The sequence below is a fragment of the Citrobacter sp. SX206 genome (assembly GCF_024181025.1).
Classification (GTDB): domain Bacteria; phylum Pseudomonadota; class Gammaproteobacteria; order Enterobacterales; family Enterobacteriaceae; genus Citrobacter; species Citrobacter youngae.
Window position 1 is genome coordinate 2,516,985 of sequence record NZ_CP049738.1, and the last position, 24,474, is coordinate 2,541,458.

Sequence of the window (24,474 nt, forward strand, 5' to 3'; positions counted from 1 at the left end):
TCACAAAATAGCGGTCGTCAGTCGCGAGGTGCAGCATAACCGACCCTGCTCATCAAAGATCTCGATTTGCCACACCTGATGACGTGAACCGGTATGCACAGGGCTGCACACCCCTCTGACGAGCCCTTCACGTGCAGAACGAACGTGGTTGGCGTTAATCTCAAGGCCCACCACTTTTTGAGTGCCCATCGTACACAGATATCCAGCCACCGAGCCAATGCTCTCAGCCAGCACGACAGACGCCCCGCCGTGCAGCAAACCAAAGGGTTGTTTGGTGCGATGATCCACGGGCATTGTGGCTTCCAGAGTATTGTCGCCGATATGCACAAAACGAATATCGAGCAGCCCGACCATATTTCCTTCACCCATGGCGTTGAGCGCCTCGAGTGTGACTTCACGTTTCCAGATCATCCTATAATCTCCAGTAATGCCTGTAATGGGTGGCGAACGCCTGTGCCTTCTACGCGTTTAACCTGGCTTCGACATGAATACCCGGCAGCCAGACAACGGTTACGCGGCAATCGTTGCATTGCCTGGTGCCATGATAACTCATAGATCCCCAGTGAGTTCTGATGATTCTTCACTTCGTGACCATAGGTACCCGCCATCCCGCAGCACCCCACGCTGACGTTTTCCAGTTTGGCCCCAAACCGGGCAAAAATCGCGGCCCACTGCGCAGGCGCTCCCGGCAGAGCGGTCACTTCGGTACAGTGTCCGAAGAAGTACCACGGTTCGCCACCGATAGCGACCGGCGGTTGTGACGCCAGTACAGCCGATAACCACTCATTGACCAGTAAGACATGGAAATCACCGCGCTGCTCGCCGAGCGCCAGCGTGTATTCATCGCGATAACATAGCACCAGCGCCGGATCGACACCGACCATTGGGACATTCAGCTTTGCCACCCGGTTGAGGAATTCAGCGGTCTTTTTCGCCGTTTTTGCAAACCGGTTTAAAAAGCCCTTTATATGCTGCGCTTTGCCGTTAGGTGAGAATGGCAACAACACCGGCTGCAAACCCAATTTTTCTACCAGTCGGATGAAATCAGCCACTACCTGTGCATCGTAATAGCTGGTGAAAGGGTCCTGCACCACCAGCACCGTACGTGCTTTTTGCTCCTGGCTGAGAGCTTCAAGCTGTTCCAGCGTCATATTGGCCGAACGATGCCCGACCAGCTGTCGTTGTAATGATGGTGCAGACAACAGCGGCAAATCCACCATGCCGATGTGTTTTTTAGCCAGATTACGTACCAGTGGTTGATTGATGAAAAAGTTGAACGTTTTAGGTGCGCGCGCCATCAGCGGTGCATAACTCTCAACGGTGGCGACCATGTGATCGCGAAGCGGGCGCAGATAGCGCGTGTGATACAGCTGCAGGAAGCGCGAGCGGAATTCCGGAACGTCAATTTTTATCGGGCACTGCGTAGAACAGGCTTTACATGCCAAACACCCGGACATCGCCTCTTTCACTTCATGCGAGAAATCATACTCGCCCTTACGTGCATGCCAGCTGTTCCGGGTTCGGGCGATTAGCGTACGTAAACTGGCACGTTTTTCTGGCAACTCTTTTTCCAGTTTCACGGGGTCGATCCCACGATCGGCCAACAGGCGCAACCATTCCCGTACCAGCGTTGCCCGCCCTTTTGGCGAGTGAATGCGATTGAGGCTAATTTTCATCGACGGACACATCGGGCTTTTGGCATCGAAGTTAAAGCATAACCCGTTGCCGTTACACTCCATTGCCCCACGCCACTCCTGTCGAACGGCCAGCGGGATTTGACGATCGTAAGTCCCACGTTTAACCGCATCCACTTTCATCATTGGCGCATCGATGGCTTCCGGAGGGCAAATTTTCCCCGGATTGAGCCGGTTTTGCGGATCAAACGCCGACTTCACTTTGCGCAGTTCGCGATACAGTTCCTCGCCAAAGAATGCCGGACTGTACTCAGCACGGAAACCTTTCCCGTGTTCGCCCCATAGCAGACCACCGTATTTGGCCGTCAGCGCCACCACATCATCAGAGATGCGTTTCATCAGCACTTCTTGTTGCGGATCGCACATATCCAGCGCGGGTCTGACGTGCAGCACCCCGGCATCCACGTGACCAAACATGCCATAGCTCAGGCCATGACTATCGAGTAGCGCACGGAACTCGGCAATATAGTCGGCCAGGTGTTCCGGCGGTACGCAGGTATCTTCGGCAAACGGAATCGGCTTCGCAGAGCCTTTGGCATTACCCAGCAGACCAACGGCCTTTTTCCGCATGGCGTAGATGCGCTCGACACCAGCCAGTTCGGTACACAGCTGCCAGCCAATTACGCCGGCTTCCTGCCGGGCAATTAGCCCGTCCAGACGTTCACACAGCGCACTGACCTGAGAATCAATTAATGCTTCATCGTCACCAGCAAACTCGACGATATTCAGCCCGAGCATCTCTTTATCCGGGACATCGGTAATCAATTCGCTGACGGAGTGCCAGACAATATCTTCACGCGCCAGATTAAGCACTTTTGAATCGACGGTTTCGACCGACAGCGCGCGCGCTTCCACCATCACTGGCGCATTACGCAATGCAGAGTCAAACGAATCGTATTTGACGTTGACCAGTCGCCGAACTTTAGGCAGCGGCGTGATATCAAGGCGGGCTTCGGTGATAAAGGCCAGCGTACCTTCGGACCCCGTAAGGATGCGGGTTAAATCAAACTCGGTCATCTCATCATTGAAGACGTGCCGCAGGTCGTAGCCGGTTAAAAAGCGATTGAGCTTTGGAAACTTGTCAATGATCAACTGTCGGTTCTCACGACACCGTTCATAAACCGTCTTATAGATGCGCCCAATCGCCGTATTGTTTTTACCGAGCATTTCGGCAAATTCAACCGGCATCGGCTGGGTATCGAGAATATCCCCGCCCATCAATACCGCGCGAATACCCAGCACGTGATCGGAGGTTTTACCGTAGACCAGCGAACCTTGCCCGGAAGCGTCGGTGTTGATCATTCCCCCCAACGTCGCCCGGTTACTGGTGGACAATTCAGGCGCAAAGAAATAGCCGTAGGGTTTCAGATATTGGTTAAGCTGATCTTTTATCACCCCCGCCTCTACCCGCACCCAACCTTCCTGCACATTGATTTCAATGATGCGGCTCATGTAACGGGACATATCAACAATAATGCCCTGATTAAGCGCCTGCCCGTTGGTGCCTGTGCCGCCGCCGCGAGGGGTAAAAATCAACGACGAAAAGAGCGGTTCTGACGCCAGGCGGGCAATAAGCGCCACATCAGCCGTCGAACGAGGGAAAACCACGGCATCAGGCAGAAGCTGATAGATACTGTTATCCGTCGACATTGTCAGACGATCGGCATAGCTCGTTGCCGTATCGCCCGTGAACCCTTGCTGCTCCAGCGCCTGCAAAAAATTGAGCACCAGTTGAACGACACCTGGCGCCTGAGAAATTTGTGGAATCATTATAGTGACCCTTTCCTGCGGTCTGTGTTGTGAATTTAATCGTTTGCGTGTTGCTTTGTTTGTTGTATCACATTTTTTTCTAATACGCTCAGCAGATTTACAGGCAGAATCCGCCTGTTCAAAACCGCTGAAATTGCTCATCATTATAGAGTGTGATTAATGTGTTCACGTCGCGTCAACGTTCTGACGCAAAGACAAAGGTGAAAAGTATTTATGGTAAATTTCCGTCAGCCCAGGGATATTGCACAAGTGCTGCTATCGGTGCTGTTTTTAGCCATCATGATTGTGGCCTGTCTCTGGATTGTGCAACCCTTTATCCTCGGTTTTGCCTGGGCAGGTACGGTGGTCATTGCGACCTGGCCCATCCTGATACGTATACAAAAATTGCTGTGGGGACGCCGTTCGCTGGCCGTGCTGGTGATGACCCTGTTGTTAGTTCTGTTATTTATTATTCCTATCGCTCTGTTGGTCAACAGCATCGTTGATGGCAGTGGTCCCCTGATTCATGCCGTTACCGCCGGTGATATGACGCTGCCGGATCTGGCGTGGTTAAACAGTATTCCTCTGGTGGGTGCCAAACTCTATGGCGCATGGCACAGCCTGTTGGATATGGGCGGTTCGGCTATCATGGCTAAGGTTCGTCCCTATATCGGTACCACAACCACCTGGTTTGTTGGTCAGGCCGCGCATATTGGCCGCTTTATGATGCACTGTGGCTTGATGTTGCTATTCAGCGCCCTGCTGTACTGGCGCGGTGAGCAGGTGGCGCTAGGCATTCGCCACTTCGCCTGCCGTCTTGCATCAAAACGCGGTGACGCGGCAATCCTGTTGGCAGCGCAGGCCATTCGTGCGGTTGCATTAGGCGTGGTCGTCACTGCGCTGGTACAGGCAGTCCTCGGCGGTATTGGTCTGGCGGTAACGGGGGTACCTTACGCGACGCTACTGGCGGTGTTGATGATCCTCTCCTGTCTGGTGCAACTGGGGCCTTTACCGGTGCTGATTCCGGCCATTATCTGGCTTTACTGGACAGGTGATTCTACCTGGGGCACGGTGCTGTTGGTGTGGAGTGGCGTGGTCGGAACACTGGATAACGTTATTCGTCCCATGCTGATCCGTATGGGGGCTGATTTGCCGTTGATCCTTATTCTTTCCGGGGTTATCGGCGGGTTGATTGCATTCGGTATGATTGGTCTGTTTATCGGCCCAGTGGTACTGGCTGTTTCATGGCGCCTGTTCTCCGCATGGGTCAATGAAGCCCCTGCACCGGGCACTGACCCGGATAAAATTCTCGAAGAAATCGCTGAAATCGAAAGCAATAAGTAATACAACATCAGGCGGCAACATTGCCGCCTGATTGTTTACTATTGCTGATAAATACATCGCAGCTCCCCGAACCAACCCCAGCCCCAGCCCCAGCCCCAGCCCTGTGGGAGTACTCATTTATGTCGCAAATTCTTTACAGTTTTTAAACTATTGAGATGAATCTGATCGACGTGAAAAACCAGCATGCCTACTATTACCCCAAGGCTTTAGATCAACACATTGATTTATAAGCATGGAAATCCCCTGAGTGAAATAACGAATTGCTGTGTGTAGTCTTTGCCCATCTCCCACGATGGGCTTTTTTTTATCCTGCATTTCCACGTCCCATCACGGTCTACATCACATCAGCTAGCCAATTGTTTTATTTCACTCTCACGCCAAATGCACCAACTTCACAGATTAATAACAAATAATATTGCACAAGATACTGTGACTCTCTTCAAGCCGAAATATCCACAACAATGCTATTACTATTCCACCGTCTTTTATTAAGTGATCAAATAATGAACGCATTAGAATTGCAGGCTATCCGCCATATTTTTGCTATGACGGTAGAAGAAAGCGCCGCGTATATCGCGCGTGATGGCGACATTGTTGCCTGGCAACAATGGGAAAGTGGGGAAAAAGAAATCCCGGAAAACATCGCGCGCATTTGTGCAGAAATGAAAGCAAAGAGAAAGTTAAGAATTAACGCGATCATCGAAAAAATAAATAATCGTATCGGTAATAACACGATGCGTTTTTTCCCCGATCTGGTTTCTTTTCAGGCAGTTTATCACCACGACAATTTTCTCGACTGGAAAATCTACCAATCTGCTGCAGTGGAGCTCTATGCACACAACCTCGAGCGTTTGTGTTAGGCGGTCATAACGCCATCACTACGTTGCAACACGGGCACCCGACATTATGCCCTCGCTCACGCGCAGTCTGCATACTATTTGGGCTAACACGCCCTACGCGACACAAAATACAACATCCATTTAGCCTCTTCGCCGAGTAACACATTATGAAAAACACCTATTTCTCTACTGCGATAGGGCTGTACCTTAATTACCTGGTACACGGTATGGGGGTCATTCTGATGTCCCTCAATATGTCCTCACTTGAACAGCAGTGGCAAACCAATGCAGCGGGGGTCTCGATTGTCATCTCCTCCCTTGGTATCGGTCGGTTAAGCGTCTTATTAGTTGCAGGCATGCTGTCCGATCGCTATGGCCGCAGACCGTTTATCATTTTTGGCATGATCTGCTACCTCATATTCTTTTTTGGCATCATCAATACTCACAGCATTGTGATTGCCTACGCCTTCGGTTTTTTAGCGGGAATGGCAAACAGTTTTCTTGATGCCGGAACCTACCCCAGCCTGATGGAAGCCTTCCCCCGTTCACCCGGCACCGCCAATATCCTGATTAAAGCCTTTGTGTCCAGCGGCCAGTTTCTGTTGCCGATGGTTATCAGCCTGCTGGTGTGGGCTGAACTCTGGTTTGGCTGGTCTTTCTTGCTGGCGGCGGGAATTATGGCGGTTAACGGCATATTTTTGTTTCGCTGTCGCTTCCCTGCACATCCGGGGCCGAAGCATTCCATCATGCCATCATCCTCGTTACAGGAACCTATTCAGCCGAAGCATGGTTGTTCCCTTCTCGATCTGGGGAGTTACACCCTGTATGGCTATATCTCGATGGCCACATTTTATCTGGTTAGCCAGTGGCTGGCACAGTATGGTCAGTTTGTCGCCGGTATGCCGTATACGTTATCTATCAAGCTGTTAAGTATTTACACCTGTGGTTCGCTGCTGTGCGTATTCATTACTGCTCCCCTGGCGAGAAAAGCGGGTCGTGCCACGTCTCTGTTGATGCTGTACACCTTTATCTCCTTTGTCGCGCTGCTGGCAGTTTGCCTGCATCCAACGACCTGGGTCGTGATTACATTCGCCTTTGTCATCGGGTTCTCATCAGCCGGAGGCGTCGTGCAAATCGGTCTAACGCTAATGGCCGCTCGCTTCCCGCAGGCGAAAGGTAAAGCTACCGGTATTTACTACAGCGCGGGCAGTATCGCGACCTTCACGATCCCACTGATTACCGCCAGGCTCTCCGAAACCAGTATTGCGCACATCATGTGGTTTGATGCGGGTATCGCTGCGTTCGGTTTCCTGTTGGCACTGTTTATTGGTTATCGCAGCCGGCTTGCAGCAAAGCGTCAGTTAAACATGGCACCACTCGCACAATAACGCGGGTGCAATATTGTTCCCCTCTTCTGCAAAATAATTGGACGTATTTTTAAAATAACGGCAAAACGTCGGTCTGACGAATTAGGTTTCACAGTTTGATATGCAATATACCTGGTAACTTAAACGCCATGCTATGTAGGTACAATAACTACTGCCCGGTATATTAATCACAAGGTCGCCGAAATTTAAACTACACCGACGAGCACAGAATAATTTTAAAATCCGCAAGGAGTTGTGAAAAAATGTCTCAGAAAAAGACCTTTAACACGCCATTTCTTCTGGCGATAACCTGTATTTATTTAAGTTATTTTTTACACGGTATTAGCGTCATCACACTGGCGCAAAACATGACCTCCCTGGCTGAAAAGTTTTCAACCGATAATGCAGGGATTGCCTATCTAATTTCCGGCATTGGTCTTGGTCGACTGGTCAGTATTTTATTCTTTGGCGTTCTCTCAGATAAGTTCGGTCGTCGGGCTATCATTCTGTTAGGCGTTATTCTATATATGCTGTTCTTCTTCGGTATTCCCGCCAGCCCCAATCTGATGATTGCCTTTATTCTGGCTGTATGCGTTGGCGTAGCGAATTCAGCGCTGGATACCGGCGGTTATCCGGCGTTAATGGAATGTTTCCCTAAATCATCCGGCTCGGCGGTTATTCTGGTTAAAGCCATGGTGTCGTTTGGCCAGATGATTTACCCCATCGTCGTCAGCACCATGCTGCTCAACCATGTCTGGTACGGCTATGCGGTCATCATCCCGGGTGTACTGTTCGTGGTCATCACCCTGATGCTGTTAAAAAGTCGCTTTCCCAGCCAGATGGTGGACGCGGGTCTCGCCAAAGATCTGCCACAGATGAACAGTAAACCCCTGGTCTGGTTGGAAGGTGTCGCTTCCGTGCTGTTTGGGGTTGCCGCATTCTCAACCTTTTATGTCATCGTGGTCTGGATGCCGAAATATGCCATGGCATTTGCTGGCATGGCGGAAACTGACGCACTAAAAACCATCTCTTACTACAGCATGGGATCGCTGGTCTGCGTATTCATCTTTGCTGCCCTCCTGAAGAAAATGGTTCGCCCCATTTGGGCTAACGTTTTTAACGCTGGTCTGGCAAGCATTACCGCTGCGGTCATTTATTTGTATCCCTCTCCGCTGGTTTGTAACGCAGGTTCGTTTCTGATTGGCTTTTCTGCTGCTGGCGGTATTTTACAGCTCGGTGTCTCGGTGATGTCAGAGTTTTTCCCGAAGAGCAAAGCCAAAGTCACCAGTGTTTATATGATGATGGGTGGTGTAGCCAACTTTATTATCCCACTGATCACCGGATACCTTTCTAACATCGGCCTGCAATACATCATTTTGCTGGACCTTGCATTTGCTCTGCTGGCATTCATCACCGCCATCATCGTCTTTATTCGCTATTACCGCGTATTTGATATCCCCAAAAATGATGTGCGGTTGGGCGAACGTTATTTTCAATAAATTGTTTAGAAGGAGTATCAAATGGACGTAACAGCAAAATATGAACTGATTGGTCTGATGGCCTACCCTATCAGACACAGTCTGTCCCCTGAGATGCAAAATAAAGCATTAGAAAAAGCGGGCCTGCCTTTTACCTACATGGCATTTGAAGTCGATAACTCAACGTTTGCTAATGCAATTGCTGGTTTAAAAGCGTTAAAAATGCGCGGCACCGGGGTATCTATGCCCAATAAACAGTTGGCCTGTGAATATGTTGATGAATTAACACCTGCCGCCAAACTGGTTGGCGCAATCAACACCATCGTTAATGATGATGGCTACCTGCGTGGTTACAACACCGACGGCACCGGCCATATTCGCGCGATTAAAGAAAGCGGCTTCGATATTAAAGGTAAAATCATGGTACTGTTGGGCGCGGGCGGCGCGTCTACAGCCATTGGCGCTCAGGCAGCCATTGAAGGCATCAAAGAAATTAAGATCTTTAACCGTAAAGATGAGTTCTTTGAAAAGGCGCAGGCATTCGCTAAACGTGTTAATGAAAACACCGACTGCGTTGTCACCGTGATCGACCTTGCCGATCGACAGGCATTTGCCGAGGCACTCGCCAGCGCGGATATTTTGACCAACGGTACAAAAGTCGGCATGAAGCCGCTGGAAAACGACTCTCTCGTGACCGACGTTTCTCTGCTGCGTCCGGACCTGCTGGTGACAGAATGCGTCTACAACCCGCATATGACCAAATTACTGCAGCAGGCACAACTTGCCGGTTGCAAAACGATCGATGGTTACGGCATGTTGTTATGGCAAGGGGCTGAGCAGTTCAAGCTCTGGACCGGGAAAGATTTCCCGCTGGAGTATGTCAAACAGGTTATGGGTTTTGCAGCCTGATGGGCAGTATTTGTGAATAGTTAAAGGGTAATCAATGAAAACCGTAACCGTAAGAAACCTCGTGATTGGCGAGGGTGCGCCGAAGATCATTGTCTCACTGATGGGTAAAGACATCTCAACGGTAAAAAGCGAAGCACTGGCCTATCGCGAAGCGGATTTCGACATCCTGGAATGGCGTGTTGACCATTTCGCAGATGTCGCTTCCATTGACGCAGTACTGGAAGCCGCACGTGCGATCCGTGATGTGATGGCGGATAAACCGTTGCTGTTCACCTTCCGTAGTGCCAAAGAAGGGGGTGAACAGGCTCTGTCCGTCGAAAACTATATTGCATTAAACCGCGCAGCAGTGGACAGCGGTCTGGTAGATATGATCGACCTGGAGCTTTTCACCGGTGATGAACTGGTTAAAGCGACCGTCGAGCATGCGCACGCAAAAAATGTCTTCGTTATTATGTCGAATCATGATTTTCACAAGACACCAGCAGCCGATGATATTGTCCAGCGACTGCGTAAAATGCAGGAACTTGGTGCAGATATTCCCAAAATCGCGTTGATGCCGCAAAGCAAAGCGGATGTGCTGACATTGCTTAGCGCAACGCTGGAAATGCAGGAACGCTACGCCGACCGCCCAATTATTACCATGTCAATGGCGAAAACCGGTGTGATCTCACGACTGTCCGGCGAAGTTTTCGGCTCAGCGGCGACGTTTGGTGCGGTGAAAAAAGCCTCGGCCCCAGGACAAATCTCCGTAACCGATCTACGTACCGTTCTGACAATATTACACCAGGCTTAATAGCCCAATATTTTTAAATTGCAATAAATAACGCCCTGCCCCAGATATTCGTTTTACCACGAATATCTGGCAGACGATTAAATATTTTCAAATAACGCAAAATACTATTATCGAATATAGCGATAGGCATTCGCACGAATATAACCTGGAGTTTATATGAAACTTTCAAGACCAACACGCTTAAATGGTCGGGTACCGGTATTATCTGCAGCTGACGCAATTGATTATATTCCGGATGAAGCCACACTCTGCGTATTAGGCGCTGGCGGTGGGATACTTGAAGCCACAACATTAATTAATGCACTAGCCGAGAAATATAAAAATAGCCAATCCCCACGTAATTTGTCGCTAATTAGCCCGACAGGACTGGGCGACCGTGCAGACCGGGGTATTAGTCCACTGGCACAGGAAGGTTTAGTTAAATGGGCGTTGTGCGGTCACTGGGGACAATCCCCACGGATATCCGACCTCGCGGAACAAAATAAAATAGCCGCCTACAACTATCCACAAGGCGTATTAACTCAAACCCTGCGTGCCTCTGCGGCCCATCAGCCAGGTATTTTGAGTGATATCGGCATTGGCACGTTTGTCGATCCCCGCCAACAAGGTGGCAAACTCAATGAAGTGACCACCGAAGATCTGATCAAACTGGTAGAAATTGATAACAAAGAGTATCTCTACTACAAAGCCATTGCGCCGAATATCGCCTTTATTCGCGCCACCACCTGTGATAGCGAAGGCTACGCCACCTTTGAAGATGAAGTGATGTATCTCGATGCGCTGGTCATCGCGCAGGCCGTGCATAACAACGGCGGCATCGTCATGATGCAGGTACAAAAAATGGTGAAGAAAGCCACACTGCACCCTAAAGCCGTGCGGATCCCTGGCTATCTGGTGGATATCGTCGTTATCGATCCAGAACAGACTCAGTTGTATGGCGGAGCGCCGGTTAACCGTTTTATTTCAGGCGATTTCATCCTTGATGACAGCCTGCAAACTGCCCTGCCGCTTAACCAACGTAAACTGGTGGCCAGACGTGCGCTGTTCGAAATGCGCAAAGGTGCAGTGGGTAACGTTGGCGTAGGAATTGCCGATGGTATTGGTCTCGTTGCGCGTGAAGAAGGCTGCGCCGATGACTTCATACTGACGGTTGAAACCGGGCCAATCGGCGGTATTACCTCGCAGGGCATCGCTTTTGGGGCCAACGTCAATACCCGCGCTATTCTGGATATGACCTCCCAGTTTGACTTCTACCACGGTGGCGGTCTGGATGTGTGCTATTTAAGCTTCGCCGAAGTCGATCAGCACGGCAACGTCGGTGTGCATAAATTCAATGGCAAGATCATGGGCACTGGCGGTTTTATTGATATCAGCGCCACCTCGAAGAAAATTATTTTCTGCGGCACCCTGACAGCCGGAAGTCTGAAAACAGATGTTGCCGACGGCAAATTGAATATCGTGCAGGAAGGTCGGGTGAAGAAATTCGTTAGCGAATTACCTGAAATCACCTTCAGTGGAAAAATTGCCCTCGAACGTGGACTGGATGTGCGTTACATCACCGAACGCGCCGTATTTACGTTAAAAGAAGATGGCCTCCATTTAGTGGAAATTGCCCCAGGTGTTTCTTTACAAGAAGACATTCTGGACAAAATGGAATTCACCCCCGTTATTTCTCCAGACCTGAAACTGATGGACGAAAGATTATTTATCGATGCCACGATGGGTTTTGTTTTGCCCGACGCCGCCAATTAAAAGGAGTACCCTGATGGACTTTTCATTAACTGAAGAACAAGAGCTGCTGCTTGCCAGCATTCGGGAACTGATCACCAGTAATTTCCCGGAAGAATATTTCCGCACCTGCGATCAGACCTCCACCTACCCTAAAGTATTTATGCGCGCGCTTGCGGATAACGGTATTTCGATGCTGGGCGTGCCGGAAGAGTTCGGTGGCATTCCGGCAGATTACGTCACGCAAATGCTGGCGCTGATGGAAGTCTCAAAATGTGGTGCGCCTGCCTTTCTGATCACTAACGGCCAGTGTATCCACAGTATGCGCCGTTTTGGCTCCGCGGAGCAGCTACGTAAAACCGCTGAAAGCACCATGGAAACGGGCGATCCGGCCTATGCGCTGGCGTTAACCGAACCGGGAGCTGGCTCAGATAACAACAGCGCCACCACCAGCTACACCCGCAAAAACGGCAAGGTGTACCTTAACGGGCAAAAAACCTTTATTACCGGTGCCAAAGAGTACCCGTATATGCTGGTTCTGGCTCGCGATCCCGAGCCGAAAGATCCGAAGAAAGCCTTTACCCTGTGGTGGGTGGATGCGAAGAAACCCGGCATCAAAGTTAATCCGCTGCACAAAATCGGCTGGCACATGTTAAGTACCTGCGAAGTCTATCTTGATGACGTTGAAGTTGACGAAAGTGATATGGTCGGCGAAGAGGGTATGGGCTTCCTCAATGTGATGTACAACTTCGAAATGGAGAGACTGATCAACGCAGCACGCAGCACCGGCTTTGCAGAATGCGCTTTCGAGGATGCCGCACGTTACGCCAACCAGCGTATCGCCTTTGGTAAACCGATTGGCCACAACCAGATGATCCAGGAAAAACTGGCGCTAATGGCGGTTAAAATCGAAAACATGCGCAATATGGTATTGAAAGTCGCCTGGCAGGCCGATCAGGAACAATCACTGCGTACCAGTGCGGCGCTGGCAAAACTGTACTGCGCGCGCACAGCGATGGAAGTTATCGACGACGCAATTCAGATAATGGGTGGTCTGGGTTATACCGATGAAGCCCGGGTATCCCGGTTCTGGCGTGATGTACGCTGCGAACGCATTGGCGGTGGCACCGATGAAATCATGATCTACGTCGCCGGACGTCAGATCCTGAAAGATTATCAAAACAAGTAAGCCGTACTATCATCCGGATAGCGGATAAACGCTATCCGGACTTACGCCCGAAAATCAGATTTCCGGCTGCAGGCATTCCTGCTCAGTCAGATTATTTTTAAACTGCTTACGATAATCGCTGGGAGTACAGCCTACGTGTCGCTGGAAGAGTTTGGCAAAGTGATCAACATTTTCATACCCCACCCGCCACGAGATTTCCGCTAACGACGCTTCCGTATTCGTCAGCGAAAATTTTGCCTCCGTCATCCGTCGCTGAATAACATAATTAATCGGCGAAATACGATACTCTTTAGTGAATTCGTGACAAATATAACTCACACTGGCGCGAAATTTTTTCGACAACTGATCGAGTGTGATTTTTTCGCGAAAGTTGTTATTCAAATACACAAGAACATCTTTAATTAACACGTCTTTTTTAATATACCCCTGCTCCGAACGATAAGCATTTTTAAAGTTTTCGTAATACAAGACGGTTAATGCGTAGGCAAAGGCATCATAAGCAGAGGATGACAGATTATTTTTACACTGCGGTATCATAATACTCAGTTCATTAAAAATACTCTTAATAACCTCCTTTCCCTGGCCGACGCTGATGACCGGACACGAGTGTAACTGCAACAGCTGGTTATCCTGCCAACCATTGAAGCGAAAACCGTACAGTGCACAGGTGTAGGTCGTGGCAGGTGCGTTGCTATCCGAGGCGACAGCATGTAACCGTCCTTGTTCTATCACCACAATATCCCCGGCGTGAGCGACATACAGTGAAGAATCAATAATTAAGCGCGCGACACCTTTTTTGACATAGATAAGTTCGGTTTCATTGTCATGCACATGGTGGCCCGACTCCCAGTTAGGATCATCACTGATGACGAATCGCGAAAATCTGGGGGTCTTCCCCTGCTCAAAAAGGGTTTCCATGGCATTATCAAAACATCGTTGATACATGACAGCCTCCACCTTTAGATGGTAAATGTGCGGAAAATTAATAGTGTTAAATGATAACGATTAACCACGTTATACAACGATATTCTATCCAAGCGAAACAAAATTATTTGCGCCGTCTGCAAGATGACACCTCTTGTCCAGGAACACTGTTAGCGTGCGTTATTTACGTTTTATACTAATTGAAAAGAATAAATGTTATTAATTCAACATTAACGATTTACATATCAGAAACAAATGCGGACAGATATCGCTTAAAAATAGGATGCATTTCTCAATTACACCCTCGTTTACTGTTTTCACGGTGTAACCTTGCGTACACAACTTTTACTCCTCGCTTAGAAACTCCGCATCGCCGTTGCACATTTTTCTGCAAGATTGTTGGGAATGAAAACAGATTGCCCCGTCGAAAACAGGCCCCACTCTGCCGCACACTATTTTCAGTCAAATTTTCCCTACTGCCGATAATGACGCACTTCGTCATCATCCGAACGTGACTCACTGGAGATGCCATGAAAATAATAACCTGCTTTAAGTTGGTGCCTGAAGAACAGGACATTGTTATTACCCCAGAGCGCTCGCTTAACTTTGATCGGGCCGATGCCAAAATCAGTCAATTTGATCTGAATGCGATTGAAGCCGCCACACAACTTACCGCCGAAGGCGATGAGATTGTCGCCTTAACCGTGGGCGGCTCCTTGTTGCAAAACTCTAAAGTACGTAAAGACGTGCTGTCCCGCGGTCCGGATAGCCTGTTTATGGTGCAGGACCCTCAGCTGGAGCATGCGCTGCCGCGCGATACCGCCCAGGCGCTGGCTTATGCGGCTAAAAACATTAAATTCGATCTGATGCTGTTCGGGGAAGGGTCCGGCGATGTCTACGCACAACAGGTCGGTTTACTGGTAGGTGAGCTCCTGCAGCTTCCTGTGGTTAACGCGGTAAGCAACATCCAACGTAACGGCGACCGCATTCTGGTTGAGCGAACCCTTGAAGATGAAGTCGAAGTCATTGACCTGCCGCTCCCGGCAGTAATTTGCGTGACCTCGGATATCAATACACCGCGGATTCCGGCAATGAAAGCTATTCTTGGTGCCGGCAAAAAACCCGTCACCCCCTGGCAGGCCAGCGATATTGGCTGGACGCCAGCGTCACCGCTGGCGGAATTAGTCAGCCTTAGCGTTCCACCGCAGACAGAACGTAAGCACATCATTCTGGAAAATGACTCAGCAGAAGCCATTGCCGAACTGGCCGAACATCTGAAAAAAGCCCTGAACTAAGCCCAACGGAGAACAATCATCATGAGTAAATTAGCCAACGTATGGGTGTTTAGCGATAACGTAGAACGCTATGCGGAATTAATGACCGCCGCCCGCCAGTGGGGCGAGCAGGTACACCTTATTGTGCAGGGCAACGAACAGGCCGATCAGGTGAAAGCGCTGGGTGCCGATGACATCATCGTGCTCGAACACGCCAGTGAACTGCAGCGTGTTGAAAACTACGCCGAGACTGTCTCAGCCTTACTGCAAACGCACACCGGCCTGTTGCTGATGCCTGCGTCTAAACGCACAAAATCACTGGGCGCGCGGTTAAGCATGCAACTCAATGCGGCGATGGTAAACGACGCCACATCGGTCACTCTCGATGCAGGTGCGCTGTTTGCAGAACACCGTATGTATGGCGGTCTGGCATTCGGTAAAGAAAAACTGAATAGCGCGCTGGCGATTATCACGCTTGCCCCTGGTATGTTTGAACCAGCAGAAACCAATCCTGCGCACACTTGCCCTGTCATCTCAGCACCTTATATCACGCCACTTCATGAGATTGTTTGCCAGGAACGTCGCGCCAAATCTCTCAGCAGTGTCGATCTCAGCAAAGCCAAACGCGTGGTTGGCGTCGGTCGTGGCCTGGTGGCCGAGAGCGACCTGCAGATGGTACGCAATCTTGCCGCCGTTCTGGGTGCCGAAGTGGGTTGTTCACGCCCTATTGCCGAAGGTGAAAACTGGATGGAGCGCGAGCGCTATATTGGCGTTTCCGGCGTGCTGTTGAAATCAGATCTGTACCTGACGTTGGGCATTTCAGGGCAAATTCAACATATGGTCGGCGGGAACGGCGCGAAGATCATAGTCGCCATCAATAAAGATAAAAAAGCCCCGATCTTCAACTACGCCGATTACGGTCTGGTTGGTGACATTTACAAAGTCGTCCCGGCCCTTATCGAACAGCTCAGTCGCTAACGGCCACATTTAACGCACATATCCCGCTGCATTCGCAGCGGGAAAGGAGCAAAGAACATGTCAGATGAAAAATTTGATGCCATTGTGGTCGGTGCTGGCGTGGCGGGTGCGGTAGCAGGTTACGTGATGGCCCAGGCCGGGCTGGACGTGCTGGTTATTGAGCGCGGAAACAGTGCCGGCAGCAAAAACATGACCGGAGGACGACTCTACACGCATAGCCTGAAGCACATTATGCCCGGCTTTGCAGAGGAAGCCCCTGTCGAACGGAAAGTGACCCGCGAAAAAATCTCTTTCCTGACGGAAGAAAGTGCTGTCACTCTCGATTTCCACCGTGAAAAAGACAATACCCCAGCGCAGGACTCATATACTGTATTGCGCAACAGGCTCGATCCCTGGTTGATGGAAAAAGCCGAACAGGCCGGGGCTCAGTTTATTCCGGGCGTTCGCGTCGATTCCCTGATCCGGGAAGGCAACAAAGTCACTGGCGTGCAGGCGGGTGACGATATCCTGGAAGCCAATATCGTTATCCTTGCTGATGGCGTCAATTCCATGCTGGGACGTTCACTGGGAATGGTACCGCCTTCTTCGGCACATCATTATGCCGTTGGCGTAAAAGAACTGATCGGCCTGCCGCCAGCAGTCATTGCAGATCGTTTTAATCTGTCAGGAAATGAAGGTGCCGCCTGGTTGTTTGCCGGTTCGCCATCTAATGGCCTGATGGGCGGAGGTTTCCTGTATACCAACAAAGACTCCGTCTCTCTGGGACTGGTATGTGGTCTGGGCAATATCGGGCATGCGACAAAAAGCATTCCGCAAATGTTGGAAGATTTTAAACAGCACCCCACTATTCGCCCACTGATCGCCGGCGGTGAATTGCTGGAGTATTCCGCACACATGGTGCCGGAAGGCGGCCTGGCGATGGTACCGAAGCTGGTTGATGACGGTGTGATGATAGTCGGCGACGCCGCCGGTTTTTGTCTGAACCTGGGTTACACCGTGCGTGGCATGGATTTGGCGATTGCTTCAGCAGAGGCTGCGGCCAAAACCGCCATTGCAGCGAAAGAACGTCAGGATTTCTCCGCCAACAGCCTGATGGACTACAAACGCGCCCTTGCACAGGGTTGTGTGATGCGTGATTTACAGCATTTCCGTAAGATCCCCGCGCTAATGGAAAACCCCCGTTTGTTTACCCAATACCCGCGCATGGTGGCCGATATCATGAGCGATATGTTCACCGTTGATGGCAGCCCAAACCAGCCAATTCGCAAGACCATTTTATCCCACGCGAAGCAGATTGGGCTGATGAACCTACTGAAAGACGGCATCAAGGGAGCAACCGCACTATGAGTCAGGACAACACCGTAAATGTTGACGTCAAACTGGGCGTTAATAAATTCAATGTCGATGAGGGGCATCCGCACATCATCCTTACCGAACATCCTGACATGAAAGAATTTCGCAAACTGCTGAAAGCCTGTCCTGCTGGACTGTATAAGCAGGACGAAAGTGGAAATATTCATTTTGATTCCGCAGGCTGCCTGGAATGTGGTACCTGCAGGGTTCTGTGCGGCTCCACTATCCTCGAACAATGGGAATACCCGGTTGGGACATTTGGTGTGGATTTCCGTTACGGCTAACACGTATCACCTGTTGCACGCCGGATACAGCACATCTGTTATTCGGCAGGATGTGTACCGAAATTATCCAGGGAATAACTCATGAGTGTCACATTAACGTTTAATGCCGAACGTCGGGAAGCTTATCGACAACAAGGGTTTTGGGGGGATGCATCGCTGGGTGATTACTGGAGCCAAACAGCCCAGGCGATGCCGGACAAAATCGCTGTGGTCGATAATCACGGCGATTCATACACCTACGCCGCGCTCGACAGCGCGGCCAGCCGTCTGGCGACCTGGTTGTTAGCCTGCGGAATCCAGCCAGGTGACCGCGTCGCCTTTCAACTGCCCGGCTGGTGTGAATTTACCCTTATCTATCTGGCCTGTCTGAAAACCGGAGCGGTTTCCGTACCACTACTTCCTGCCTGGCGCGAAGCCGAGCTGGTATGGGTACTGAACAAATGCAAGGCAAAGATTTTTTTCGCACCTACGCTGTTTAAACAAACCCGGCCGGTAGATCTGATCCTGCCCTTGCAAAACCAGCTGCCGCATCTGCAACAGATTGTTGCCGTCGATAAGCTGGCACCCGCGACAGACTCACTGGCACTCAGCCAGCTCCTTTTATCACCACCATTAACCCAGCCAATTAGTGTGCATGCCGATGAGCTGGCTGCGGTGCTGTTTACCTCCGGAACAGAGGGGATGCCCAAAGGGGTAATGCTGACCCACAACAACATCCTGGCCAGTGAACGCGCCTATTGTGCCCGTCTTAATCTTACCTGGCTGGATGTATTTTTAATGCCCGCGCCACTTGGCCATGCTACCGGTTTTTTACATGGCGTGACCGCACCGTTTTTAATTGGCGCACGCAGCGTACTGCTGGATATTTTTACTCCAGCCGCCTGTCTCGAATTACTGGTACAGCAGCGCTGTACCTGCGTACTCGGCGCCACACCGTTCGTCTATGACATGCTGTGTAGCGTGGAAAAACATCCCTACGATCTCTCGTCGTTACGCTTTTTCTTATGCGGCGGCACCACTATTCCGAAAAAAATAGCCCGCGATTGTCAGCTGCTCGGCATTAAACTTTTAAGCGTCTATGGCTCAACAGAAAGCTCGCCGCACGCGGTGGTCAATCTGGATGATTCGCTTTCCCGCATGATGAACACCGACGGATATGCCGCAGCCGGCGTGGAAATTAAAGTCGTCGATGAGGCACGTAACACGTTGCCTGCGGGTATGGAAGGAGAAGAGGCCTCCCGCGGGCCCAATGTGTTTATGGGCTATCTCGATGAACCCGAACTGACCGCCCGAGCACTGGATAATGACGGCTGGTATTACAGCGGCGATTTATGCCGAATGGACGATGCCGGATACATCAAAATCACCGGGCGTAAAAAAGATATTATTGTGCGCGGTGGAGAAAATATCAGTAGCCGCGAGGTCGAGGATATTCTGTTGCAGCATCCGCGTATCCATGATGCCTGCGTTGTCGCGATGCCGGACGAACGCTTAGGTGAAAGGTCATGTGCTTATGTGGTGCTAAAACCGCCGCATCATTCGCTGTCACTGGAGTCAGTGGTAGCCTTTTTTAGTCGCAAGCGGGTGGCAAAGTACAAATACCCTGAGCACATTGTGATCGTGGAGAAATTACCACGCACAGCGTCCGGTAAAGTACAAAAATACCAACTGCGTCAGGATATTATTCAGCGTTTGAGCGTGGAGAGTGTTGCAGGATAAAGTGCCGGATGGCGACGCTAGCGTATCTTATCCGGCCTACGTTGAATAGGCCGGATAAGGCATGATGTTACTTGTTCAGTTCAGCCAGACTTAGCCAGGTCTGTACGACAGTGTCCGGGTTCAGCGACAGGCTGTCGATCCCCTCTTCCATCAGCCAGGCCGCGAAGTCTTCGTGGTCAGATGGGCCCTGGCCACAAATACCCACGTATTTACCCTGTTTCTTAGCGGCACGAATCGCCATCGACAACAGTGCTTTCACCGCATCGTTACGCTCATCAAACAGTTCAGAAACCACGCCAGAGTCACGGTCCAGACCCAGCGCCAGCTGTGTCATGTCGTTAGACCCGATAGAGAAGCCATCGAAGTATTCGAGGAACTGTTCAGCCAGCAAGGCGTTGGATGGGATCTCACACATCATGATTACCTTCAGCCCGTTCTCACCGCGCTTCAGCCCCTGGCGTGCCAGCTCTTCCACCACCGCTTTCGCCTGGGCAACGGTACGAACAAACGGTACCATCACTTCAACGTTAGTCAGACCCATATCGTTACGGACACGTTTTACGGCATCACATTCCAGCGCGAAACAGTCGCGGAAGCTATCAGCAACGTAACGGCCCGCGCCACGGAAGCCCAGCATTGGGTTCTCTTCATGCGGTTCATAACGCTCACCGCCGACGAGGTTGGCATATTCGTTGGACTTAAAGTCAGACATACGCACGATGACGCGTTTTGGATAAAACGCCGCACCCAGCGTCGCGATCCCTTCCGTCAAACGACCCACGTAGAATTCACGTGGGGAATCGAAACCTTTCATCAAGGCGCGGATTTCGTTTTGCAGCTCAGGCGTCTGGTCATCGAACTCCAGCAGAGCGCGCGGGTGCACGCCAATCATACGGTTGATAATAAATTCGAGACGCGCCAGGCCGACACCTTCGTTTGGCAGGCAAGCGAAGTCAAAAGCACGGTCCGGGTTACCGACGTTCATCATCACCTTCAGCGGCAGATCCGGCATGGTTTCCACGCTGGAGCTCTTCACGCTGAAGTCCAGCATGTCGGCATACACGTAGCCAGTGTCGCCTTCCGCACAGGAGACAGTGACCTTCTCACCGTCTTTCATGCGTTCGGTCGCATCGCCACAGCCAACAACCGCCGGAATTCCCAGTTCACGGGCAATAATCGCCGCGTGACAGGTACGACCGCCGCGGTTGGTGACGATTGCCGCCGCTTTTTTCATGATCGGTTCCCAGTCCGGGTCGGTCATGTCGGTAACCAGCACATCGCCTGGCTCGATACGGTTCATTTCGCTGATGTCCTGGATGACTTTGACCGGACCCGCGCCAATGCGGTGACCGATGGCACGACCTTCAGCAATAATTTTACCCTGCGCATGCAGCGTATAACGCTCCATCACCTGGCCGCGAGAACGTACGGTTTCCGGACGGGCCTGTACAATGAACAGCTTGCCGGTATGACCGTCTTTCGCCCATTCGATGTCCATCGGACGACCGTAATGCTTCTCGATTTGCACCGCCTGCTTCGCCAGTTCCTGCACTTCCTCGTTGGTCAGTGAGAAAACATCGCGTTGCGCCTGCGGAACGTCTTCAATGGTAACCTGCTTGCCATGCTCCTGAGTCGGCGCATAAATCATGCGGATTTTCTTAGAGCCCATCGTACGACGCACGATGGACGGACGATTAGCCGCCAGCGTCGGTTTATGCACGTAGAATTCATCCGGGTTCACAGCGCCCTGCACCACCATCTCGCCCAGGCCCCATGCAGACGTGATAAACACCACCTGATCGAAACCGGATTCGGTATCGATGGAGAACATGACACCGGAAGACGCGAGATCAGAACGCACCATCCGCTGAACGCCCGCAGAGAGCGCGACGCCGCGGTGATCATAGCCCTGATGAACACGATAGGAGATTGCGCGATCGTTAAACAGCGAGGCAAACACGTGTTTGATAGCAACCAGTACGGCATCAAATCCCTGGACGTTGAGGAACGTTTCCTGCTGGCCCGCGAATGACGCATCTGGCATATCTTCTGCTGTAGCGGAGGAACGCACGGCAAAAGAAGCATTGGCATCGTCCGCTGACAGCTGCGCGTAGGCATCGCGGACGGCATTTTCCAGTTCAGGCTGGAAAGGAGTGTCGATAATCCACTGGCGGATCTGTGCACCCGCTTTTGCAAGCTCGGTGACATCGTCAATATCCGTTTTATCCAGCAGCTCATAAATGCGCTGGTTTACGCCGCTTTGGTCCAGAAACTGGTTAAACGCATCGGCGGTCGTTGCAAAACCATTCGGTACGGAAACGCCCATACCTGAAAGGTTAGTAATCATTTCACCCAGGGAGGCATTTTTGCCCCCAACTCTGTCTACATCATTCATGCCGAGTTGGTTATACCAAAGCACCAGCGGTGACGAGCCATTGTTGGACATCGAACAATCCTTATATATGAACGAGGTTAGGAAACTCAATTTTGCGTAATTATCTTGGCATATTTACCTCAGCGAAAAAAACGGTGAATCGTTCAAGCAACTTTATTTTTTATTTTTTCAGATTCTTTCCGCATTTGCGCAAACCCGCGAACGGCACGGGATCACCACAAAATCAGTCGGTATAAACATTTGCTCCGAAAAATGAAATGTACTTTTCATTAAATATAAAAATACTGTTTCACTTTATAAAACTGATGCAGCAATATTCGCTTCTGACGAATTTTAATTTATGCTTTCAGAGAATTATGTCTGCCCCCAGGATGAGCAAAATGGATAATGCTGTTGATCGTCATGTATTTTATATTTCTGATGGCACAGCCATCACCGCAGAGGTATTGGGTCACGCGGTAATGTCGCAATTTCCGGTCACGATCAGCAGCATTACGCTGCCGTTTGTTGAAAATGAGAGTCGTGCGCGGGCGGTTAAAGACCAGATTGACGCCATTTATCAACAAACGGGTGTGCGTCCTCTGGTGTTCTACTCCATCGTGTTGCCGGAAATTCGCTCGATCATTTTACAAAGTGAAGGTTTTTGCCAGGACATCGTCCAGGCACTGGTCGCGCCGCTGCAACATGAGATGAAACTCGACCCCACGCCGATCGCACATCGCACGCACGGCCTGAATCCCGGCAACCTCAACAAGTACGATGCGCGTATTGCCGCCATTGATTATACCCTCGCGCACGACGACGGTATTTCGTTGCGCAACCTCGATCAGGCGCAGGTGATCCTGCTTGGCGTTTCTCGTTGCGGCAAAACTCCGACCAGTTTGTATCTGGCTATGCAGTTTGGTATCCGTGCGGCCAACTACCCCTTTATTGCCGATGATATGGATAATCTGGTGCTGCCCGCCTCTCTGAAGCCGTTGCAGCATAAATTATTCGGCCTGACCATCGACCCTGAGCGCCTGGCGGCGATCCGCGAAGAGCGCCGGGAGAACAGCCGGTACGCTTCGCTGCGCCAGTGCCGAATGGAAGTTGCTGAGGTAGAAGCGTTGTACCGAAAAAACCAGATCCCATGGCTGAACAGTACCAATTACTCGGTAGAAGAGATTGCCACCAAGATCCTCGACATTATGGGGCTGAATCGCCGCATGTACTAGAATGCTAGTGCATTGGTTCGATTTTTTGTTATTATGCTCGCCACCAGGCAGGATGAGTGTGATATTGTGATGTACATCACTTCCCGGTAGTCCTGCCGTTGAAGCAACAAATTTCTGAGATAAGTAATGAACAGAACCGATGAACTCCGTACTGCGCGTATTGACAACCTGGTCACTCCAGCAGAGCTTGCGCAACGGCATCCTGTTTCGTCCTCCGTCGCCCGCCATGTTACGGATTCCCGACGCCGGATAGAAAAAATCTTGAATGGTGAAGATCCTCGCTTGCTGGTCATCGTTGGACCATGCTCGATTCACGATCTCGATGCCGCCATGGAATACGCCACGCGTTTGCAGGCACTGCGCACTAAACACCAGGCGCGTCTGGAAATCGTGATGCGTACCTATTTTGAAAAACCGCGTACCGTCGTGGGCTGGAAAGGCCTCATTTCCGACCCGGACTTGAATGGCAGCTATCGTGTAAATCATGGTATTGAGCTGGCACGTAAACTGCTGTTACAGGTCAACGAACTGGGTGTACCGACGGCCACTGAATTCCTCGATATGGTGACAGGTCAGTTTATTGCTGATCTGATCAGCTGGGGCGCAATTGGCGCACGCACCACAGAGAGCCAAATTCACCGTGAAATGGCTTCCGCGCTCTCCTGCCCTGTCGGGTTCAAAAACGGAACAGATGGCAACACGCGTATCGCCGTCGATGCTATTCGCGCGTCACGCGCCAGCCACATGTTCCTCTCACCGGATAAAACCGGGCAGATGACTATCTATCAGACCAGCGGCAATCCCTACGGTCATATCATCATGCGCGGTGGTAAAAAGCCGAACTACTCTGCCGAAGATATTGCCGCTGCCTGCGATACGCTGCATGAATTCTCTCTGCCGGAGCATCTGGTGGTGGATTTCAGCCATGGCAATTGCCAGAAGCAGCATCGCCGTCAGTTAGAAGTGTGCGATGACGTCTGTCAGCAGATTCGCAATGGTTCGACGGCAATAGCCGGGATCATGGCGGAAAGTTTCTTACGCGAAGGTACGCAAAAAATCGTCAGCGGCCAGCCACTGGTTTACGGTCAGTCAATCACCGATCCCTGCCTGAACTGGGAAGATACGGAACTGCTGGTTGAAAAACTCGCCTCTGCGGTAGACAGTCGATTCTAACATCATGCCCGGGCGGCGGTTTCGCCTGACCCGACCTAAGGTTCGTGCCCATCCAGGCCCGGTCAGCGTA

19 protein-coding genes and 1 other RNA gene are annotated in these 24,474 nt (G+C 50.9%); 16 read left to right on the forward strand and 4 right to left on the reverse strand.

Translation table 11 applies throughout. The annotated features are described in order from the left end of the window. Together menI and G8S19_RS12345 are read right to left on the reverse strand one after the other, a co-directional pair. On the reverse strand, positions 1-411 hold the full coding sequence (menI, locus tag G8S19_RS12340) for a 1,4-dihydroxy-2-naphthoyl-CoA hydrolase (RefSeq protein ID WP_005120251.1): 411 nt from the start codon (positions 409-411) through the stop codon (positions 1-3). Next, complete coding sequence (locus G8S19_RS12345) at positions 408-3,464, reverse strand: FAD-binding and (Fe-S)-binding domain-containing protein (RefSeq protein ID WP_253685243.1); 3,057 nt, start codon at positions 3,462-3,464, stop codon at positions 408-410. The genes menI and G8S19_RS12345 overlap by 4 nt, the downstream gene beginning before the upstream one ends. A 213-nt stretch (positions 3,465-3,677) precedes the next feature. Between G8S19_RS12345 and ydiK the strand changes: the two genes are divergently transcribed. The 9 genes from ydiK (at position 3,678) to G8S19_RS12390 (ending at position 13,090) form a co-directional block, all read left to right on the forward strand. Then, positions 3,678-4,787 carry an AI-2E family transporter YdiK gene (gene ydiK / locus G8S19_RS12350; RefSeq protein WP_048211846.1) on the forward strand — a complete coding sequence of 370 codons (1,110 nt, stop codon included), beginning with the start codon at positions 3,678-3,680 and terminating at the stop codon, positions 4,785-4,787. Positions 4,788-4,987: 200 nt separating this feature from the next. Then, positions 4,988-5,095: antisense sRNA RprA (rprA, locus tag G8S19_RS12355), an RNA gene on the forward strand. Positions 5,096-5,290: 195 nt separating this feature from the next. Further along, entirely contained in the window at positions 5,291-5,647 is a 357-nt protein-coding gene (locus G8S19_RS12360; protein ID WP_061067800.1) for a YdiL family protein, read from the forward strand. Positions 5,648-5,793: 146 nt separating this feature from the next. Then, the gene (locus G8S19_RS12365) at positions 5,794-7,014 is read left to right on the forward strand and encodes an MFS transporter (protein ID WP_048211848.1); all 1,221 of its coding nucleotides are present in this window, start codon (positions 5,794-5,796) and stop codon (positions 7,012-7,014) included. Positions 7,015-7,256: 242 nt separating this feature from the next. Next, the gene (locus G8S19_RS12370; RefSeq protein ID WP_253685245.1) at positions 7,257-8,492 is read left to right on the forward strand and encodes an MFS transporter; all 1,236 of its coding nucleotides are present in this window, start codon (positions 7,257-7,259) and stop codon (positions 8,490-8,492) included. A gap of 21 nt (positions 8,493-8,513) precedes the next feature. Beyond that, on the forward strand, positions 8,514-9,380 hold the full coding sequence (gene ydiB / locus G8S19_RS12375) for a quinate/shikimate dehydrogenase (RefSeq protein WP_253685247.1): 867 nt from the start codon (positions 8,514-8,516) through the stop codon (positions 9,378-9,380). Positions 9,381-9,414: 34 nt separating this feature from the next. Continuing rightward, positions 9,415-10,173 (forward strand): type I 3-dehydroquinate dehydratase, encoded by a 759-nt coding sequence (gene aroD / locus G8S19_RS12380; RefSeq protein WP_048211851.1) that lies wholly within the window; start codon positions 9,415-9,417, stop codon positions 10,171-10,173. Between the two features lie 156 nt (positions 10,174-10,329). Beyond that, positions 10,330-11,925 carry an acyl CoA:acetate/3-ketoacid CoA transferase gene (locus tag G8S19_RS12385; protein WP_101741697.1) on the forward strand — a complete coding sequence of 532 codons (1,596 nt, stop codon included), beginning with the start codon at positions 10,330-10,332 and terminating at the stop codon, positions 11,923-11,925. A gap of 13 nt (positions 11,926-11,938) precedes the next feature. Further along, positions 11,939-13,090 (forward strand): acyl-CoA dehydrogenase, encoded by a 1,152-nt coding sequence (locus tag G8S19_RS12390; RefSeq protein WP_253685249.1) that lies wholly within the window; start codon positions 11,939-11,941, stop codon positions 13,088-13,090. 54 nt (positions 13,091-13,144) lie between these two features. Here G8S19_RS12390 and G8S19_RS12395 read toward each other — a convergent pair whose 3' ends face one another. Beyond that, positions 13,145-14,035, reverse strand: a complete 891-nt coding sequence (locus tag G8S19_RS12395; protein WP_048211854.1) for an AraC family transcriptional regulator — start codon at positions 14,033-14,035, stop codon at positions 13,145-13,147. 509 nt (positions 14,036-14,544) lie between these two features. Between G8S19_RS12395 and G8S19_RS12400 the strand changes: the two genes are divergently transcribed. From G8S19_RS12400 to fadK, 5 genes are all read left to right on the forward strand, one after another. Continuing rightward, a complete protein-coding gene (locus G8S19_RS12400; RefSeq protein WP_124021723.1) occupies positions 14,545-15,309 on the forward strand; it encodes an electron transfer flavoprotein in 765 nt (254 codons plus the stop codon). 21 nt (positions 15,310-15,330) lie between these two features. Then, the gene (locus G8S19_RS12405) at positions 15,331-16,266 is read left to right on the forward strand and encodes an electron transfer flavoprotein subunit alpha (RefSeq protein WP_048211856.1); all 936 of its coding nucleotides are present in this window, start codon (positions 15,331-15,333) and stop codon (positions 16,264-16,266) included. A 57-nt stretch (positions 16,267-16,323) separates the two neighbouring features. After that, a complete protein-coding gene (locus G8S19_RS12410; RefSeq protein WP_124021722.1) occupies positions 16,324-17,613 on the forward strand; it encodes an FAD-dependent oxidoreductase in 1,290 nt (429 codons plus the stop codon). After that, complete coding sequence (locus G8S19_RS12415) at positions 17,610-17,903, forward strand: ferredoxin (protein ID WP_048211858.1); 294 nt, start codon at positions 17,610-17,612, stop codon at positions 17,901-17,903. The genes G8S19_RS12410 and G8S19_RS12415 overlap by 4 nt, the downstream gene beginning before the upstream one ends. 81 nt (positions 17,904-17,984) lie before the next feature. Then, positions 17,985-19,622 carry a medium-chain fatty-acid--CoA ligase gene (fadK, locus tag G8S19_RS12420; protein WP_124021721.1) on the forward strand — a complete coding sequence of 546 codons (1,638 nt, stop codon included), beginning with the start codon at positions 17,985-17,987 and terminating at the stop codon, positions 19,620-19,622. Positions 19,623-19,689: 67 nt separating this feature from the next. Here fadK and ppsA read toward each other — a convergent pair whose 3' ends face one another. Next, positions 19,690-22,068, reverse strand: coding sequence for a phosphoenolpyruvate synthase (ppsA, locus tag G8S19_RS12425; protein ID WP_061067794.1), 2,379 nt, complete (start codon positions 22,066-22,068; stop codon positions 19,690-19,692). 329 nt (positions 22,069-22,397) lie between these two features. On the opposite strand from ppsA, the gene ppsR reads away from it, so the two are divergent. Both ppsR and aroH read left to right on the forward strand, forming a co-directional pair. After that, positions 22,398-23,231, forward strand: a complete 834-nt coding sequence (ppsR, locus tag G8S19_RS12430) for a posphoenolpyruvate synthetase regulatory kinase/phosphorylase PpsR (protein ID WP_003030553.1) — start codon at positions 22,398-22,400, stop codon at positions 23,229-23,231. 126 nt (positions 23,232-23,357) lie between these two features. Next, a complete protein-coding gene (gene aroH, locus G8S19_RS12435) occupies positions 23,358-24,404 on the forward strand; it encodes a 3-deoxy-7-phosphoheptulonate synthase AroH (protein ID WP_101741702.1) in 1,047 nt (348 codons plus the stop codon). The last annotated feature ends 70 nt before the right edge of the window (positions 24,405-24,474 follow it).

What these genes read in the sequence shown, in the direction of transcription:
- menI (WP_005120251.1), bottom strand. Translation starts at nt 411, where the DNA reads ATGATCTGGAAACGTGAAGTCACACTCGAGGCGCTCAACGCCATGGGT.
- G8S19_RS12345 (WP_253685243.1), bottom strand. Translation starts at nt 3,464, where the DNA reads ATGATTCCACAAATTTCTCAGGCGCCAGGTGTCGTTCAACTGGTGCTC.
- ydiK (WP_048211846.1), top strand. Translation starts at nt 3,678, where the DNA reads ATGGTAAATTTCCGTCAGCCCAGGGATATTGCACAAGTGCTGCTATCG.
- G8S19_RS12360 (WP_061067800.1), top strand. Translation starts at nt 5,291, where the DNA reads ATGAACGCATTAGAATTGCAGGCTATCCGCCATATTTTTGCTATGACG.
- G8S19_RS12365 (WP_048211848.1), top strand. Translation starts at nt 5,794, where the DNA reads ATGAAAAACACCTATTTCTCTACTGCGATAGGGCTGTACCTTAATTAC.
- G8S19_RS12370 (WP_253685245.1), top strand. Translation starts at nt 7,257, where the DNA reads ATGTCTCAGAAAAAGACCTTTAACACGCCATTTCTTCTGGCGATAACC.
- ydiB (WP_253685247.1), top strand. Translation starts at nt 8,514, where the DNA reads ATGGACGTAACAGCAAAATATGAACTGATTGGTCTGATGGCCTACCCT.
- aroD (WP_048211851.1), top strand. Translation starts at nt 9,415, where the DNA reads ATGAAAACCGTAACCGTAAGAAACCTCGTGATTGGCGAGGGTGCGCCG.
- G8S19_RS12385 (WP_101741697.1), top strand. Translation starts at nt 10,330, where the DNA reads ATGAAACTTTCAAGACCAACACGCTTAAATGGTCGGGTACCGGTATTA.
- G8S19_RS12390 (WP_253685249.1), top strand. Translation starts at nt 11,939, where the DNA reads ATGGACTTTTCATTAACTGAAGAACAAGAGCTGCTGCTTGCCAGCATT.
- G8S19_RS12395 (WP_048211854.1), bottom strand. Translation starts at nt 14,035, where the DNA reads ATGTATCAACGATGTTTTGATAATGCCATGGAAACCCTTTTTGAGCAG.
- G8S19_RS12400 (WP_124021723.1), top strand. Translation starts at nt 14,545, where the DNA reads ATGAAAATAATAACCTGCTTTAAGTTGGTGCCTGAAGAACAGGACATT.
- G8S19_RS12405 (WP_048211856.1), top strand. Translation starts at nt 15,331, where the DNA reads ATGAGTAAATTAGCCAACGTATGGGTGTTTAGCGATAACGTAGAACGC.
- G8S19_RS12410 (WP_124021722.1), top strand. Translation starts at nt 16,324, where the DNA reads ATGTCAGATGAAAAATTTGATGCCATTGTGGTCGGTGCTGGCGTGGCG.
- G8S19_RS12415 (WP_048211858.1), top strand. Translation starts at nt 17,610, where the DNA reads ATGAGTCAGGACAACACCGTAAATGTTGACGTCAAACTGGGCGTTAAT.
- fadK (WP_124021721.1), top strand. Translation starts at nt 17,985, where the DNA reads ATGAGTGTCACATTAACGTTTAATGCCGAACGTCGGGAAGCTTATCGA.
- ppsA (WP_061067794.1), bottom strand. Translation starts at nt 22,068, where the DNA reads ATGTCCAACAATGGCTCGTCACCGCTGGTGCTTTGGTATAACCAACTC.
- ppsR (WP_003030553.1), top strand. Translation starts at nt 22,398, where the DNA reads ATGGATAATGCTGTTGATCGTCATGTATTTTATATTTCTGATGGCACA.
- aroH (WP_101741702.1), top strand. Translation starts at nt 23,358, where the DNA reads ATGAACAGAACCGATGAACTCCGTACTGCGCGTATTGACAACCTGGTC.